Origin of the sequence: Testudinibacter crocodili, assembly GCF_006228025.1 — a bacterium.
Lineage (GTDB): Bacteria > Pseudomonadota > Gammaproteobacteria > Enterobacterales > Pasteurellaceae > Chelonobacter.
This window is the reverse complement of sequence record NZ_VDHF01000090.1, coordinates 1-17286: the sequence shown is the minus strand read 5'-3', so window position 1 is coordinate 17286 and position 17286 is coordinate 1. Positions and strand designations below refer to the sequence as shown.

The 17286-nt window shown below is 45.4% G+C and carries 13 protein-coding genes; 5 read left to right on the top strand and 8 right to left on the bottom strand.

Annotation, left to right across the window (positions count from 1 at the left end; translation table 11 throughout):
* The first annotated feature begins 17 nt into the window (after window positions 1–17).
* The gene (locus FHQ23_RS09775; protein ID WP_139614158.1) at window positions 18–332 is read left to right on the top strand and encodes a DUF2322 family protein; all 315 of its coding nucleotides are present in this window, start codon (window positions 18–20) and stop codon (window positions 330–332) included.
* A 2-nt stretch (window positions 333–334) separates the two neighbouring features.
* On the opposite strand, the gene metJ is transcribed toward FHQ23_RS09775, so the two are convergent.
* Complete coding sequence (metJ, locus tag FHQ23_RS09770) at window positions 335–652, bottom strand: met regulon transcriptional regulator MetJ (RefSeq protein ID WP_132964984.1); 318 nt, start codon at window positions 650–652, stop codon at window positions 335–337.
* A gap of 194 nt (window positions 653–846) precedes the next feature.
* On the opposite strand from metJ, the gene metL reads away from it, so the two are divergent.
* The 3 genes from metL to FHQ23_RS09755 all read left to right on the top strand — a co-directional run bounded on the left by metL (window position 847) and on the right by FHQ23_RS09755 (window position 4750).
* On the top strand, window positions 847–3276 hold the full coding sequence (gene metL, locus FHQ23_RS09765) for a bifunctional aspartate kinase/homoserine dehydrogenase II (RefSeq protein WP_139614157.1): 2430 nt from the start codon (window positions 847–849) through the stop codon (window positions 3274–3276).
* A 28-nt stretch (window positions 3277–3304) separates the two neighbouring features.
* Window positions 3305–4108: a helix-turn-helix transcriptional regulator gene (locus FHQ23_RS09760; RefSeq protein ID WP_139614156.1), complete on the top strand. Its 804-nt coding sequence runs from the start codon at window positions 3305–3307 to the stop codon at window positions 4106–4108.
* An 81-nt stretch (window positions 4109–4189) separates the two neighbouring features.
* Window positions 4190–4750 carry a YbhB/YbcL family Raf kinase inhibitor-like protein gene (locus FHQ23_RS09755; RefSeq protein WP_139614155.1) on the top strand — a complete coding sequence of 187 codons (561 nt, stop codon included), beginning with the start codon at window positions 4190–4192 and terminating at the stop codon, window positions 4748–4750.
* Between the two features lie 75 nt (window positions 4751–4825).
* Here FHQ23_RS09755 and glgP read toward each other — a convergent pair whose 3' ends face one another.
* From glgP to zapB, 6 genes are all read right to left on the bottom strand, one after another.
* Complete coding sequence (glgP, locus tag FHQ23_RS09750; RefSeq protein ID WP_139614154.1) at window positions 4826–7261, bottom strand: glycogen/starch/alpha-glucan family phosphorylase; 2436 nt, start codon at window positions 7259–7261, stop codon at window positions 4826–4828.
* A gap of 38 nt (window positions 7262–7299) precedes the next feature.
* Window positions 7300–8736 (bottom strand): glycogen synthase GlgA, encoded by a 1437-nt coding sequence (gene glgA / locus FHQ23_RS09745; protein ID WP_139614153.1) that lies wholly within the window; start codon window positions 8734–8736, stop codon window positions 7300–7302.
* Window positions 8737–8810: 74 nt separating this feature from the next.
* The gene (gene glgC, locus FHQ23_RS09740) at window positions 8811–10133 is read right to left on the bottom strand and encodes a glucose-1-phosphate adenylyltransferase (protein WP_139614152.1); all 1323 of its coding nucleotides are present in this window, start codon (window positions 10131–10133) and stop codon (window positions 8811–8813) included.
* 63 nt (window positions 10134–10196) lie between these two features.
* Window positions 10197–12185, bottom strand: a complete 1989-nt coding sequence (glgX, locus tag FHQ23_RS09735; RefSeq protein ID WP_139614151.1) for a glycogen debranching protein GlgX — start codon at window positions 12183–12185, stop codon at window positions 10197–10199.
* 39 nt (window positions 12186–12224) lie between these two features.
* Complete coding sequence (gene glgB, locus FHQ23_RS09730) at window positions 12225–14429, bottom strand: 1,4-alpha-glucan branching protein GlgB (protein ID WP_139614150.1); 2205 nt, start codon at window positions 14427–14429, stop codon at window positions 12225–12227.
* 332 nt (window positions 14430–14761) lie between these two features.
* A complete protein-coding gene (gene zapB / locus FHQ23_RS09725; RefSeq protein ID WP_084256318.1) occupies window positions 14762–15001 on the bottom strand; it encodes a cell division protein ZapB in 240 nt (79 codons plus the stop codon).
* Window positions 15002–15221: 220 nt separating this feature from the next.
* Here zapB and glpX point away from each other — a divergent pair, with 220 nt between their 5' ends.
* Window positions 15222–16235: a class II fructose-bisphosphatase gene (gene glpX, locus FHQ23_RS09720; RefSeq protein ID WP_139614149.1), complete on the top strand. Its 1014-nt coding sequence runs from the start codon at window positions 15222–15224 to the stop codon at window positions 16233–16235.
* Window positions 16236–16292: 57 nt separating this feature from the next.
* Here the strand turns inward: glpX and FHQ23_RS09715 are convergent, their stop codons facing one another.
* The gene (locus FHQ23_RS09715) at window positions 16293–17051 is read right to left on the bottom strand and encodes a DeoR/GlpR family DNA-binding transcription regulator (RefSeq protein ID WP_139614148.1); all 759 of its coding nucleotides are present in this window, start codon (window positions 17049–17051) and stop codon (window positions 16293–16295) included.
* Window positions 17052–17286 lie beyond the last annotated feature (235 nt).

Sequence of the window (17286 nt, the reverse complement as noted above, 5' to 3'; positions counted from 1 at the left end):
TAATAAGAGGAATCTGAATGACTTTTCAACAAAATCTGGCAACGTTGCCAAGTGTCGATCATTTAAGCGGCTTGGATATATTCAATGCGCAAGGAGAATTGGTTCGACATATTCCTGCGGTTGCCGGGAAACTCGGTTCACTGCGGGTTTTCTATGCCCTTGCCCAACGTTTTCAACAGCTTGACGCACAAGCGGCGCAGCTAGGTTTGGCGTTGTTTGCTGAACATGTGGTTGATGCAAAACAACATCCGGGTAAACACCCGAATATTGATTTTCTGTTTCAAGTCATTGATACAGAATCGGTGTTATCTGTTATGCCGCTATCAAAGTAGGATCAATATTCCCAGCTGTCCGGGTCAATACCGCATTCGCGCATTAACACTTTGGCATCTTCCGGAATTTCATCGCTACGCTCTTTCATTAGATCGTGGTCGGTCGGCAGTGGTTGTCCAGTAAAAGCGTGCAAAAAGGCTTCGCATAGCAACTCGCTGTTAGTAGCGTGGCGCAGATTGCGGATTTGGCGTCGGGTGCGTTCGTTGGTAAGAATTTCCAGCACTTTGATCGGAATCGACACTGTAATTTTCTTGACCTGTTCGCTTTTTTTGCCGTGTTCTGCATACGGGCTGATATATTTTCCGTCCCATTCCGCCATAATTCACCCTGTTGTATAACCCTTAGAGAAAGTTTGGCTATTTTAACAAAAAATGCAGAAATAACAATCTGGACGTCAAGACTGCCAAAAAATCGGGCATTTAATTTTGATAGTGCTAAAAAACTGTTAAAATGAGCGCCGTATATTTCCCCCTTTAGACTTCCCCTGGTTCGGGCTGATTAACGGAGCGTGTGATGAAAACAAATCCGACAAGAGAGATGCACAAATTCGGCGGCAGCAGTTTGGCTAATGCCGAGCGTATCCGTAATGTCGCACAATTAATCAAAAAATATAGTCAACAGCAGGATTTGATCGTTGTTTCGGCAATGGGGGATATGACCGATAATCTGATTCGTTGGGTCACGCTCTCAAGCAGCGATCCGGTCAGCGCCAACCAGCAATTGCAAAAAATCAAATTTCAATATCTAACCCAAACTAACAAACTGCTCAATGCCCCCGAAACAGTTTCGCAGCCGTTTCTGGAAGATATTTTATCGCTCTCTTCGTTGCTGGATAAGCCGTTGAGTGAAGCGATTTATGCTGAAGTGGTGGGACATGGCGAAATTTGGACTGCAAGATTGGTCAGTGCGTACCTCAACCAAGTGGGAATTGAGAGCTGCTTTTTAGATGCGCGACTGTTTATGTATGCCGAAAGAGCGGTCATGCCGCAGGTTGATTTTGCCGCCAGCCGTCGAAAACTGCAACCGCACTTGGCGCAGGCCGAGGGCAAACGCCTGATTATCACCGGCTTTATCTGCCAAAATAGGGCAAAAGAAACGGTTTTGTTGGGGCGTAACGGCTCAGACTATTCCGCGACCCAGATTGCAGCACTGGCAGATCTGAGCAAAGTGACGATTTGGAGCGATGTTGCCGGTGTTTACAGCGCCGATCCGCACCAAATTCATCATGCCAATTTATTAACATTTTTGCGATTGGATGAAGCCAGTGAGCTGTCGCGTTTAGCCGCGCCTGTGTTGCACGCCAGAACCTTGCAGCCGGTCAAAAGCCACTCACTCAGCCTGTTGCTGCGCAGCAGTCTACAGCCGGAAAATGGCTCTACCCGAATTGAACATGCCCTGACCGCCAGTGAAAACGGCAAAATCGTGACCCACCATAACCAAATCGGACTGATTGAGCTGCTGATTCCGCCGACGCAATCACTGGATGAATGGCAGCAAACCGCACTTCAATGGCTGGAACAGCAACAGTTGCTGCCGCTGGCGCACAATTTAGATCGACCACAGCGACTGTTAAAGCTCGCCTATCCAGTTGAATATTTGGATAATATTTATCTTCAGTTAAAACAACTGCCGTTGACCGTCGAGTCCTCTTTTGTGCGTTACGATATGGCACTGTTGGCGATTGTCGGTTATGGCGTTTGCCGTAATTCATTGCAAATGATGCGTTTCTTACAAATGTTGAAAACACAGCAGGTCGAATTTATCTGGCAGTCATTGGAACAGATCAGTGTGGTTGCCATTTTGCGGCAGAAAGTTGGGCGTGAGTTGCTGCGCAATGTGCACGATGACCTGTTTCGACCGCATAAAAGCATCGGTTTGGTGGTGTTGGGCAACGGGTCGATTGCCAAAACTTGGATTGAGCTTTATCGCCAACGCCGTGAAGAGCTGTCAGCACGCAGCAAATTCAATTTCACGCTGATTGGTATGGTCTCCAGTACCAAGGGTTGGCTCAGTTATCAAGGGCTGATTCCGCAGTTGCAGCAGCGTTCGATTGACGAAGCATTTGCCCAGTCGGCGCAAGAGTTGCAGCCGCAGCAGCTGATCAACTGGATGAGCGGGCATCCGTTTGATGAGTTGGTGGTGCTGGATATTACCGCTAGCGACGAAGTTGCCAAACATTATATGAATTTTGCCAAGCATGGTTTCCATGTGATCAGCGCCAATAAACGCGCGGCAGCTTTTCCATTGAATGAATTTCATGCCTTGCAAAATGCCTTTAGCCAATCGGGCAGCTACTGGTTTTATAATGCTACGATTGGCAGCGGCTTACCGCTGAATACGATTTTGCGTGATTTGGTCGAGAGTGGTGATACGATTTTATCGGTGGAAGGCACATTTTCTGACACGATGACGTGGTTGTTTTCGCAATATGAGCAGCATATTTACAGTTTTCCGGAATTGATTGAACAGGCGTGGCAACAGGGCTTAAGCGAACGCAATCCGCGCGAAGATTTGAGCGGAACCGATGCGATGCGGAAACTGGTGATTGCAGCGCGAAGTGCCGGTTATGATTTGGATCCGCAGCAGATTAAAGTCGAATCGTTATTGGACGCAGATGCAGAACAATTTTCGCTAAGTGAATTTTTTGAACGCTTGGAGCCGCTCAGTCAGCGCTTGCAACAACGCTATCAGGACGCACATGAAGACGGTATGGCGCTGCGTTATGTCGCCCGTTTTAATGCTAACGGGCAGTCCAGCGTGTGCTTAGAGCAGCTGGAACCGGATGATCCGATAAGCCAAACCTTACCCGGCGAGAACCGCTATTTGATTCGTAGCCTGTGGTATCGGGATAAACCGTTGGTGATTCACGGTCCCAGCTCCGGCCCGGCAATGACTGCCGGTGCAATTCAGAGTGATTTAAATCGTTTGGTTAAATTGCTGTAGACTTGAGGAACAAACGGAGCAAGATAACATGATGATATCAGCCATCAGCTTCAGTAATGCCCGACAATTGGCTGCTGATAAAGATCACAAAATGCGGCATGTACATATTCGTTATCCGATGATTGGGTTGATAAAGCGCGGTCGCAAAACCTTCTTGCGCAATCAATCGTCGCACGATGTGATGGAAAACGAGCTGTTTATCCTGCAAAAAGACAGCCACTGGGACATTTTTAACAATACTTTGGGCAAAGGCCATTACTGTTCACATATCATCAATTTATCGCCGGATACTTTGCAACTGTTTTATCGCTATTATCCACAGATCAAACCCATTAAAACCCAAGATTGTATCAGCTGCCATTCAAAAATCTTATTTGAGTGTTTTCAGCGAACATGGCTCAGCCTGCAAGATCCGCATCTTAGTGATCAAGTTAAACAGCACCGTACGTTGGAGCTATTGCTGCAATTATCTGAATTAGACATCTATTTTCCGTTACCCCAAAATCTCAGTTGGACCGAAAAAATGCAGTATCTGGTGGAAAACGATTTGGCAAAATCATGGCGTTTAAGCGAGATTGCGGCTACTTTTCACATTAGTGAAAGTACACTGAAACGTCGCTTGCTGCGTGAAGGTACGCATTTTCGGCAATGGTTGCAAGATTTACGCTTGGATACCGCACTTTCATTGATTCTCAGCACCTCAAAAAATCTTGCCGACATCGCCCAGTTATGCGGCTATCATTCACAAAGTCGCTTCAGTGCTGCGTTTAAAAAACGCTTTGATCTTTTACCGTCGATGATCAAAACCGATAAAATGACTGAATACAGCTAAATATTGCACTAAAACGGATAGTGGCTTTGGCTGCATTGCTGCAAAATAGCGTCCTTACTTCACGTTTATAAGGATTTTAAAATGAAAATATCTCAATTAGCTTCAACATTAGTCGTCAGTGCGGTTGCCGCTAGCGCCCAAGCCGATAACAGTTTCCAACTCAGCAGTCCGCAAATTCAAGCGAATAGCAGCATTCCGGCTGATTTTGAATTTAACGGTTTTGGTTGTAGTGGTGATAATCAATCACCGGAACTGCACTGGAAAAATGCCCCGGCAGGGACGAAAAGTTTTGCAGTATCGGTGTATGATCCCGATGCGCCGACGGGTTCCGGCTTTTGGCACTGGTATGTAGTCAATATTCCGGTAACAGTCAGCCATTTAGCCGCCAATGCGGGTGCTGCTGATCAATCGAATTTGCCGCAAGGTGCATTTCAATTAAGAACTGACTATGGTTATCATGGTTGGGGCGGCGTTTGCCCACCGCAAGGAGATGATGCTCACCGCTATATTTTCACCGTGCATGCGCTGAATACCGAAAAGCTGGCTGTAGACAAAGACACCACCACCGCACTTGGCGGGTTTTTGGTTAATGCACACACTATTGATAAAGCCTCATTTACTGCGCACTATCAGCGCAAATAAGTTAACGCATATAATGCTTCCCTGCAAAAACGCCCCGTTATTCTGCCATAACGGGGCGTTTTTACTCGAACAAGATTACAGTTTTACCGGCTGTAAATGCCAGATCTGATCAGCATATTCTTTGATGGTACGGTCAGAGGAGAAATAACTCATATTGACAATATTTTGAATTGCTTTAGCAACCCAAAGATTTTGATCTTTATACACTTTGTCAATCTCCCGCTGCGCTTCAACATAGCTGCGGAAATCTGCGAAGGCTTGATAGTAATCACTCAGTGGTGAAAATGATTGGTAGCGCCCCGGCTCTTCCGGACTGAATGCACCGCTGGTGATTTGTTGCAAGGCTTCACGCAATTGCGGATCATTTTCATAATAGGCTGACGGTTGGTAGCCTTTGTGACGCAGTGCTTCCACTTGTTCTACCGTATTGCCGAAGATGAAAATATTGCCTTCACCGACATTTTGCAAAATCTCGACATTGGCGCCATCGAGAGTACCGACGGTTAACGCACCGTTCAAGGCAAATTTCATGTTGCTGGTGCCGGAAGCTTCAGTACCTGCCAGCGAAATCTGTTCAGAAACATCGGCAGCAGGAATAATCAATTGCGCCAAGCTGACGCTGTAATTCGGAATGAAAACCAGCTTCAGTTTGTCGTGCACTCGCATATCATTGTTGATCACTTTGGCAACATCATTGATCAGGCGGATAATCTGTTTTGCCGCATAATAAGCAGATGCTGCTTTACCGGCAATGATGAACACCCGTGGTGTCCAGTCTTTTTCCGGATTACGCAGAATTTCATTATAACGGGCGATAATATGCAGCAAGTTCAAATGCTGACGTTTATATTCGTGAATTCGTTTGATTTGTACATCAAACAGTGCATCAGGGTTGACCACAATATTTAAGTTGTGTGCGATATAGTTTGCCAATTTGACTTTATTGGCTTTTTTCACTTCACGCACTTCCTGCATAAATTTCGGGAAATCCGCATATTGTTTCAGTTGCTCTAAATCACTCAGATCTTTACGCCAAGATTTACCGATATATTTGTCGATTACCGCAGACAAACCCGGATTGGCAACACCGATCCAGCGACGTGGAGTAATTCCGTTGGTCATATTGCAGAAACGTTCCGGGTAAATTTTAGCAAAATCGGCAAAAATAGATTTCACCATCAAATCAGAGTGCAGTTTTGCTACGCCGTTGATTTTGTGTGAAGCGACCACGGCTAGCCATGCCATCCGTACTTTACGCCCGTCGTTTTCGTCGATTAATGAAACTCGGCGAATTAAATCCGGATCTTTTTCGGTATAAGATTTGATGCTCTCTAGGAAGTGCTCATTAATCTCTAAAATAATCTGTAAATGGCGTGGTAAAATAGCGCCCATCATATCAACCGGCCAAGTTTCCAACGCTTCACTCATCAAGGTGTGATTGGTGTAAGAGAAGACTTTGCAAGTGATCTCCCACGCAGATTTCCAACTAAACTCTTCTTTATCAATCAGAATACGCATTAATTCCGGAATCGCCAATACCGGGTGTGTATCATTTAAGTGAATCGCCACTTTATCAGCAAGATTGGTTAGCGTTTTGTGCTCCCATCGGTGGCGGTTTAGGATGTCTTGCAGGGAAGCGGAAACCAAAAAGTATTCCTGGCGTAAACGCAATTCACGCCCAGCGTAGGTTGAATCATCCGGATATAACACGCGTGAGACGTTTTCAGAACTGTTCTGGCGTTCCATTGCGGCAAAATAGTCACCGCGGTTAAACTTGGTTAAATCAAATACGTCACCAGCATGGGCTGACCATAAGCGCAGGCTATTTGCCATATTGGTTTCATAACCTGGAATAATTTGATCATAGCCCAAGGCAACGATTTGTGAGGTATCTACCCAATGGCATTTGTCGCCTTCAAAATAGATGCGTCCACCGAATTCAACTTTATAGCGTTTGGTCGGACGAATAAATTCCCAAGGTACTCCTTTTTCTAGCCAAGCGTCTGGACGTTCTACTTGTTGGCCATCGACGATTTTTTGGCGGAACATACCGTATTCATAACGGATACCATAACCCATGCCGGGATAATTTAGGGTCGCAATCGAATCAAGGAAACAGGCGGCTAAACGACCTAATCCACCGTTGCCTAAGCCGGGATCAACTTCTTTTTCAATCACGTCTTCTAAATTCAGGCCTAATTGTTCCAACGCTTCGCGCACCACATCGTAAACGCCTTCGGCTAACATCGCATTGGATAGGGTACGCCCCATTAAAAATTCCATTGAGAGATAATATACTCGGCGGCAGTTTTGTGATTGGGTGGCACGCTGTGTTTTCAGCCAACCTTCTGAAACCAAATCACGAACCGCCAATAAAGTGGCGTTCAACCAGTCACGTTGGCTGGCAACGCCGGGATCGCGGCCAATAGAAAAGATTAATTTTTGTACAATTGCGTTTTTAACACCTTCAGCACTAGACAGAGGGGAATGGTGTAAAATGGTATTGCTCATTAGGTCAAATATCCTTCATTAAAATTGAATAAATCGTGTCAGTTAAACAAATTCTGATAGATAACTGAATATTTTTCAGCTGCTAAATGCCAGCTGAAATCGGCCTCCATGGCATTGATACGAACTTTATACCATTGTGGTTTGGCGTGCCATAGTGCTTGTGCCTGTTCAAACGCAGTCACCAGTTGCTCGACATTTGCATCATTAAAAACAAAACCGGTTGCCCGCCGGCTTTTTAGATTCTCTTTGCTGCAATCAACCACGGTATCGGCTAACCCGCCGGTCGATCTCACTAACGGTAAAGTGCCATATTTTAACCCATATAATTGGGTTAAGCCACAAGGTTCAAAACGGCTCGGTACTAAAATCACATCACCGCCGGCAATAATTAAGTGAGACAACTTTTCGTTATAACCAATATCCACACTGACTTGCTGTGGGTATTGCAGTTCTAATTGCGAAAATGCCTGTTCGTATTCTTTGTCGCCGGAACCCAATAAAATAAATTGCACCCCGTCTTTTAAGATTCGCGGCAGTGCCTGTAACAGCAAATCTACGCCCTTTTGTGCAGTCAAGCGAGTGACCATCACAAACAACAGCGCATTTTTATCCTGCGGCAAGTTGAATGCTTGTTGCAGCTCGGCTTTACATTTTGCCTTGCCGCTCATGCCTTTTAATTTATAATGCTCCGGCAGATGACTGTCCAGCTCAGGATTCCAAATTTGGTAGTCTACACCGTTTAACACGCCGCTCAATTTGTTTTGTTGCTGTAAGGTGGTCAGCAACCCTTGTAGGCCATAAGCATATTCCGGTGTGGTAATTTCTTGAGCATAAGTCGGACTGACGGCGGTAACATGATCCGCATAATACAATCCAGCTTTCAAATAGGAAATTTGCCCGTTTAACTCGACTCCGTTCACGTTAAACATTTCCGGTGGTAGCGCGATTTCTGCCATATGGCGAGAATCAAATTGTCCTTGATAGGCTAAATTATGGATGGTGAATACCGATTTTGCCGGGCGACCTTTGGCATGTAAGTAGGCACAAGCCAAGCCGGCATGCCAGTCGTGAGCATGCACGACATCGGCTTTCCACCAACTGTCCAGATTATCACCCAGCTCGGCTCCAAACCATGCTAGCAAGGCAAAACGCAGATAGTTGTCGGCATAATCATGATAGGATTGATCGTGGTAAGGATTGCCTTCGCGTTGATACAAGTGCGGTGCGTCGATCAAATAAACGCCCAAACCTTGATACTCGCTATAGCGTAATGTGGCTTGACCGGCAAAAGTCTCAAAAGTCCCTACCACACCTGATTCCGGTAAACTCGCCGTGATCGCCGGAAATGCTGGGATTAAAATTCGGACGTTGTCACCGTTTTGTTGTTGGGCAAAGGGTAACGCGCCGGTGACATCTGCCAGACCGCCGGTTTTTAATAAAGGATACAGCTCTGAGCAAACGTGTAAAACATTCATAGGATTTCCACCTGATTTTTGCTGAAATAAAACATCGTCTCCGCATTTGAAAAAGCAGAGACGATGATGTGTGACTATGGTTCTGCTTTATAAGCTTTTTTAGCTTGTTGTTCTGTTTCCTGTTTTAGTTTTCCCAACATTTTTGAGGTCACTAAAACCACACCACCTTTGCTGACTCGGAACCGTCTTGCATCAAGCTCTAAATCAACGCCGATCTCCATACCGTCAGGAATATTACAATGGCGGTCAATAATGGCACGCTTGATCACCACATTTTTTCCGATAGTGACTTCCGGCAAAATCACCGAGAATTCTACTTGTGATCCCTCTTTTGCTACGACATGATCAAATAACACTGAATTACTGATAATTGCGTCAGTAATAATACAGCCGCCGCCAACTAAGGAGTTGTCCAACGCTCTGGTTTTACGCAGATGCTTATAGAAAAATTTGGACGGGAAGGTCTGTTTAGGGGTAGAACGAATCGGCCAGCGTTGGTCGAAAATATCCAATTGTGGATGTTCGGTGACCAAATCAATATTGGCTTCCCACAACGCATCAATGGTGCCGACATCACGCCAATAAATTTCACCCTGTGGGTTGCGCCCCATGCAAGAGCGACTGAACGGGTGGGCATATAAAACGCCTTCTTTTAACGCTTGTGGAATAATATCTTTGCCGAAATCATGGTTGGAGTCAGGTTTGGCAAATTCTTGATCCAAAATGCTATACAGATAATCTGCATCAAACACATAAATTCCCATCGACGCCAAGCAGGTATCTGGTTTGCCTTGCATCGTTGGTGGATTCTTTGGTTTCTCGATAAAATCGGTCACTTGCAGATTTTCATTCACACCCATCACACCGAATTCAGAGGCTTTTTCTTTTTCCACCTCGATACAGCCAACCGTACATTTTGCACCGCTGGAGACATGATCCAGCAGCATTTGGGCATAATTCATTTTATAAATATGATCCCCTGCCAGAATCAGAACATATTTCGGTTTGTAATGGCTTTTCATAATATCGCAGTTTTGGTACACCGCATCGGCAGTGCCGCGATACCAAGTGCTGTCGTCCAGCTGTTGACGTGCCGGTAGCATATCGACAAATTCATTGCGTTCACGCGGCAGGAATGACCAACTGTGCTGTAGGTGACGTAGCAGCGAGTGCGCCATATATTGGGTGACGACCCCGATACGATTCAAATTGGAATTGATACAATTTGATAGAGCGAAATCAATAATACGGCAAGAGCCTCCGAAATAAACCGCTGGTTTTGCACGCTTATCTGTGAGTTCGTACAAACGTGAGCCTCGTCCACCGGCTAAAATCAACACTAAAGTATCATCCGTGATACGCAACATGCTTGGTGAGTTTTTCAAAATTTCGTCCATATTCGTTTTCCCCTAGTTTAAGATCCAATAAAACACCATAACAATTTGGTAATACGACTTGATTTACCGATATAAAATATAAAGGCCAACAGTGCTAACCTTCAGATTATTCCCCTTTACTGTGATTGTTTGCGGTGGGATTGTATGCCATTTCCCCTCCGGCAAGTTAAAATGCTGCTGTTGTGTGCTGCGATTGATGATGAATAACCATTTGTCGTCAAGCCGAATCTGGAATCCGATACTACCGTCATCTTCCCAATCAGCAATGCTCATCGCCTGTCCCGCTTGGTTCAGCCATTGCACATCATTGTCATTCCACCAGTCATTGTGTCCACAAAGTGCGGTAATCTGTTTGCGTATTTGGATAATTGCCTGGCTGTAAGCCAATAGCTGTTGATCTTGTTGGCTCCAATCTATCCAAGTGATCTCATTATCTTGGCAATAAGCGTTGTTATTGCCTTGCTGACTATGCCCAAACTCGTCACCTGCCAGCAACATCGGTGTACCGTTGGCTAAAAGTGCGGTCGCAAGCAGCGCCCGTTTTGCGGCTTGGCGCTGTTGTAAAATATCGGCTTGCTCAGTTTCACCCTCAAGACCAAAGTTATTGTTATAACTTTCACCATGCCCGTCACGATTCTCTTCGCCGTTAGCCCAGTTGTGTTTTTGTTGATAAGTCACCAAGTCATGCAGCGTAAACCCATCATGGGAACAGATGTAATTGATTGAGGCGCTAGGACGTTTTTGATCGTGCTGAAAAATATCCGCTGAGGCGCTGAACCGTTGTGCGAACAACCCCATGTTACCTTGATTGTGCAGCCAAAAACGGCGCATATCGTCACGGAAACGATCATTCCATTCAGCAAAATAATCGGGAAAATTGCCTAATTGGTAACCGCCCCAACCAATATCCCACGGTTCGGCAATATATTTTTTATCTTTTAAAACCGGGTCATTGGCAATCCGTTCAAAAATCGCAGCATATCGGTTAAATTCCGGCTCACGTCCGATAATTGTTGCCAGATCGAAACGGAAACCGTCTACATGAAACGTGTCCACCCAGTAGCGCAGGCAATCATGCACCCATTGCAAGGTATTCGGTTTGGTCAGGTTCAAGGCATTGCCACAGCCGCTCCAATTATGGTATTCGCCGTTTTCGGTCAGCCAGTAGTAATTGGCATTGTCTAAACCGCGCTGGCTAAGCGTTGGCTGCCACCAATCAGAATCGGCGGTATGGTTGAATACCACATCTAAAATCACTTCAAATCCGGCTTGATGCAGGGTTTTTACCATCTGCTTAAATTCGCTTTCCGGCGTGGTGCCTTTGCGCCCGGACCAATAGCGATTGTCCACCGCAAACGGCGCCAATAAATTATAACCCCAATAATTGGATAAACCGCGACGTTGCAAATGCAGTTCATCGGCATGAAATGCCACCGGCATCAGCTCAAGTGCGGTCACGCCGAGTTTTTTCAGATAGTTCACTGAAGCCGGGTGTGCTAAGCCGGCATAACTGCCACGCAATTCCGGCGGAATGTTCGGATTCAGTTGGCTGAAGCCTTTCACGTGCAGTTCGTAAATAATGGTTTGTGCCCAAGGGTAATCAGGAGATTGGTCACCTTGCCAATCGAAGTCATCGGCGATGACGACTGCTTTTGGTGCAACTTCATGATTATCCAACTCATTGGCAAAATCAAACAACATCAATTGTTTATCGGTTTGATAGCAGGGCTTGCTGTCCACCGCTTTGGCATAAGGATCCAACATCACTTTTTGTGGATTAAAGCTAATGCCTTGCTGCGGTTTGTCTTCTCCGTAAGCACGAAAACCATATTTAATACCGGTTTCAACCCCTGCCAACCAGAGTGACCAAATATGATCTTGTCCTTTGATCATTTTAAAACGATGTTCTTTGCCACGATAAGAAAACAGGCACAACTCTATCATTGCGGCATGCTCGGAAAACACCGCAAAATTCACGCCGCGCTGTCCCTCAATTTCTTGGATTGAAGCGCCCAGCGGCTGCGCCATTCCGTTTCTTACTCTACCAATCATGCTGCCAACAACCTTTTTCCCGAAAACAATTCACTGCTTTTATTTTTGATATTGTAGATAAATTGTCGCCAATGGCGGAATCGTCAGTGAAAGCGATTGCGATTTGTTATGGCTGGCAATCTCCTCAGTCAGGATAATCTCTGCATTACCGACATTCGAGCCGTGATAATATTCCGAATCAGTGTTCAATATCTCCTGATAAGCGCCAGCATGATTGACACCGATGCGGTAATTCTCGCGCGCTACTGGCGTGAAATTACTGACCACAACCACTTCATTGCCGTAGCGATCTTTCCGGGCAAAGGCAAAAATCGAATTTTGATAATCATCAACCACTAGCCACTCAAAACCTTGTGGATCAAAATCTAATTGGTACAACGCCGGAGTTTGCTGGTAAACGTGGTTTAAATCCTTCACCAGATTTTGTACGCCACGATGCCAACCGCCGCCGTGTTTGTCATCCAACAAGAACCAGTCCAAACTTTCTTGATAATCCCATTCACGACCTTGCGCAAACTCTGAGCCCATAAACAGCAGTTTTTTGCCCGGATGTCCCCACATATAGCCATAATACGCGCGCAAGTTAGCAAATTTTTGCCATGCATCGCCTGGCATTTTATCCAACAACGAACCTTTGCCGTGCACCACTTCATCGTGTGAGAGCGGTAAAATAAAGTTTTCGGTGTAGTTGTATAGCATGCCGAAAGTCAATTGGTTATGGTGGTGTTGACGATATACCGGATCCAGCTTCATGTATGATAGGGTGTCGTTCATCCAGCCCATATTCCATTTGTAATGAAAGCCCAAACCGCCCATTTCCGGTGGGTTGGTGATGCCCGGAAACGCTGTCGACTCTTCGGCGATCGCCATACAGCCGTCCATCTCATTGCCGATGATGTAGTTGGTGTGCTTCAAAAATTCAATCGCTTCCAGATTTTCACGACCACCGTATTGATTCGGGATCCATTCGCCCTCTTTGCGGCTATAGTCGCGATAAATCATCGAGGCTACTGCATCAACCCGCAGAGCATCGATGCCAAAACGTTCTAACCAATACAGTCCGTTACCCGCCAAAAAGTTTTTGACTTCATTACGGCCATAGTTATAAATCAGGGTATTCCAATCTTGATGGAAGCCTTCACGCGGATCAGCGTGCTCATAAAGTGCGGTGCCGTCAAAATACGCCAAACCGTGCGTATCGTTTGGGAAGTGACCCGGCACCCAGTCCAGAATCACATTAATGCCGGCATCGTGCGCTTTTTGAATAAAGTTGCGCAGTTGTTGCGGATTGCCGAAACGGCTGGTCGGTGAATATAATCCCAGCGGCTGGTAACCCCACGATCCATCGAACGGAAATTCATTAATCGGCATCAATTCGATATGAGTAAAACCCATCTCTTTGACATAAGGAATCAGTTGTTCAGCAATTTCGTCATAATTTAGCCAGAAATTATTTTCCAGGTTACGCCGCCATGAACCCAAATGAACTTCATAAATCGAGATTGGCGCTTCAAAGTCATTGGCTCGTTTGCGGGCTTCGGTCATTTCAACCATATCCGGCAGCGCACTGACTTGTGAAGCTGTATCCGGACGCAATTGTGAAGCAAACGCATAAGGATCGGCTTTTAGGCGCAGGGTATCATTGGCGTCTAACAGTTCATATTTATACAGGCTGCCTAAGGTGACTTTCGGAATAAAAATTTCCCATAAGCCGTTTTCCGGGTGGAAGCGCATCGGGTGGCGGCGTCCGTCCCAGAAGTTAAAATCCCCGACCACTGAGACCCGCTTGGCATTTGGCGCCCACAACACAAAGTTTACCCCTGCTACGCCATCAATTTCGGTGAAATGAGCGCCTAGTTTTTCATAAGGGCGGTAATGCGTGCCTTCTGCCAGCAACCAGTTGTCTAAGTCTGACAAAATCGGGCGGAAACGGTAAGGATCTTCTAAAATTTGGTTTTCATGGCCCCAAAACACATTGAGTTGATAATTAAAAAAATCATGCTTATCTGCCATCACGGCGCTAAAAAAGCCATCTTCATGCAAGCAAGTCATTTCTGCCACTTCTTGCTGGCTCTCTTTATCAATAATCAAAACTTTTGAGGCATCCGGCATCAGCACCCGCACTTCTACCCCATTGTCGGTTTCGTGCATTCCTAACACCGCAAACGGATCCGAATGTCTGCCGCCCAATAGTGCTTCTATCGTTGCCCTATCCACTGTCGCTGAATTTGCCAAAACACTCATATTTATCTCCATTTCGATTATTTGACTGACCAAATCGTTATATTCAAGGTTGAGAAAAAAATTCAAATGAATTTAACATTTAAGCAAAAAATATAACGTTATATTATCCTTTTTTATACTTAGCACAGCTAATCTGCCTATAACTTAAGACTGTCACAAGCTTTGTTAAGATTCAATCGGAAAAGTTGAAAAGCAGGGGATAGATCACATTATTTTATAAAATTAAATAAATGCTCGTAATGGAGTTGATGGCGGACAATAGAAACATCGGAAAATAAAAAAACCGAGTGCGGTCTGCACTCGGTTCTTAAAACGGCAATGTCAAAAAAGTGTTACACGTTATCGATTTTACCCAATAGCGAACGCAATCTTTCTTGCCAATTGTTATGTTCGTTTTTCAAGTGATCATTTTCGCCAGCCAACGCATCGCGCTCACCGCGCAAATGGTTCAGCTCATTTTGAACCTGTTCATGTTTGCCTTTCAACTCTTCAATCTCCAATTGTTGTAATTGAATGGTTTCAACGGCTTGTTTAATTTTTTCATCTAGTTGTTCGAGCAGCTCAAAAGACATAATCATCAATCCTCAATAAATAATAGTTCTACAGAAAATAAACCTCATTCTAGCCTAGTTAGCCGCAGATTTCACATAGAAATTGAAAAGTGCGGTCAATTTTTTTACGGCTTTGCGCCATCAGTTGCAATACTGTGCTAAACTACGGCTTTGTGTGGATAGCCAATCCATCGTTCGCTAACTCATTCTCCTTCAACCTCAAATGAATAGGTCACACAAAATGAAAAGAGCCCTTGCAATCGAATTTTCCCGCGTTACCGAAGCCGCCGCCCTTGCCGGATTTGCCTGGTTAGGACGCGGCAACAAAGATGCCGCCGACGAAGCGGCAGTCAAAGCCATGCGCATCATGCTGAATCAAATTGATATTGACGGACAAATTGTAATCGGCGAAGGCGAAATTGACGAAGCGCCGATGTTGTATATCGGCGAAAAAGTCGGCAATGGCAGCGGTGATAGTATTACGATTGCCGTTGACCCGATTGAAGGCACTCGTATGACTGCGATGGGGCAAGCCAATGCGCTGTCTGTACTCGCTGCCGGTGGGCCGGATACTTTCCTGCAAGCACCGGATATGTATATGGAAAAACTGGTGGTCGGACCGGAAGTCAAAGGCATGATCGATCTCAACCTGCCATTGGAACAAAACCTGCGCCGGGTAGCCTCCAAGCTCGGCAAACTGCTGTCGCAATTGACCGTGATCACCCTCGACAAACCCCGACACCAAGAAACTATTGCCAAAATGCAGCAACTGGGCGTCAAAGTATTAGCTATTCCTGACGGTGATGTGGCGGCTTCAATTTTATGCTGCTTGCCGGATAATAACGTGGATATGCTGTATGCCATCGGTGGTGCGCCGGAAGGCGTGGTCGCCGGGGCGGCAATTCGTGCCTTAGGTGGTGAAATGCAAGTGCGGTTGCTGCCACGCAATCAAGTGAAAGGCGACAGTGAAGAAAATCGTGCCATTGCCGCACAAGAGATCGCCCGTTGCCAGCAAATGGGAGTGGAAGTCAACAAAGTGTTGCAACTGGAAGAGATTGTACGTGACGATAATCTGATTTTTTCCGCCACCGGCATCACCAACGGCGATTTGCTGAAAGGCATTCACCGCAAAGGCAACCTCGCCACCACCGAAACCTTGTTGATCCGCGGCCGCTCACGCACTATTCGCCGTATTCAATCGTTCCACTATCTGGATCGCAAAGATACCGAGTTGTATCGTCTGATCGGTAGTTGATAGAAGATTCAAAGTGCGGTCAGCATCGCTATCGGCAGCAAAACCGATAGCGATTTTTTATGCCAACATCAGCTCAATATTCAGATTTTGAATATTTTTTTGCACGCTTTCCAGTAAATCTTTATCGGTCACAATGGTGTCAAATACGTCTAAACCGTAAATCCAGAAGGTGGCAACTTTGCCGTATTTTGACGAGTCGGTAACCAACACATTTTTTTTGCTCGATTCGACAATCGCACGTTTCACCGCCAGTTTTTTCTCATCTGGGGTGGTTAGACCCTTTAAATTCCAGGAGGAGGTGGAAACAAAGGCGACATCAATCGAAATATTGCGTAAAAATTGTGCTGACAGCTCGCCAACTGAGGAGTAGTTGTCTTTACAGACGTAGCCACCGGTATGAATCAATTCGCCGCTGCCTTCTTTAATCAAGAAATTGGCGATCACAAAATCATTGGTGATCACCAATAAATCACTACGTTTGGCGATATGGTGGGCGATTTCCAACGTGGTGGTGCCGGCGTCTAAATACACCGTTTTACTGTTGGCGATCAACTGGGCGGCGGTGGCACCGATGGCTTGTTTTTGGCTTTGAAACAGCAAGGATTTATCATCATGTGTCGGCTCGCTGAACAGGCGTTGCAGCAACTGCACGCCGCCGGACACCGATACCACTTTGCCTTGCTCTTCCAGTTTCTGAATATCACGCCGCACGGTCATATGCGACACCTGCATAATCTCAACCAATTCGGCAATGCTGATCAGATCGTGTTCGCTCAGCAACATCAGAATGCGTTTTTGTCTTTCTGCCGGAATCATGGCTAATCCCTTAAATTTATTGTGAATTTTAGTGAAATAATAACACTTTATATGTAAATAACTCAAATATTGATTTTAAACAGCGCTAAATTTAACAATAAATAACATATATTGTGAATATTTGTGATCAAACTCGCAGTTTTATCTTTTCAATTCAGGCATTATGCACTGACAAAATGCAGAGTTATCTGAGTTGATTTTCAATCTAAATGGAGATTTTTTTATGAGTTATTCA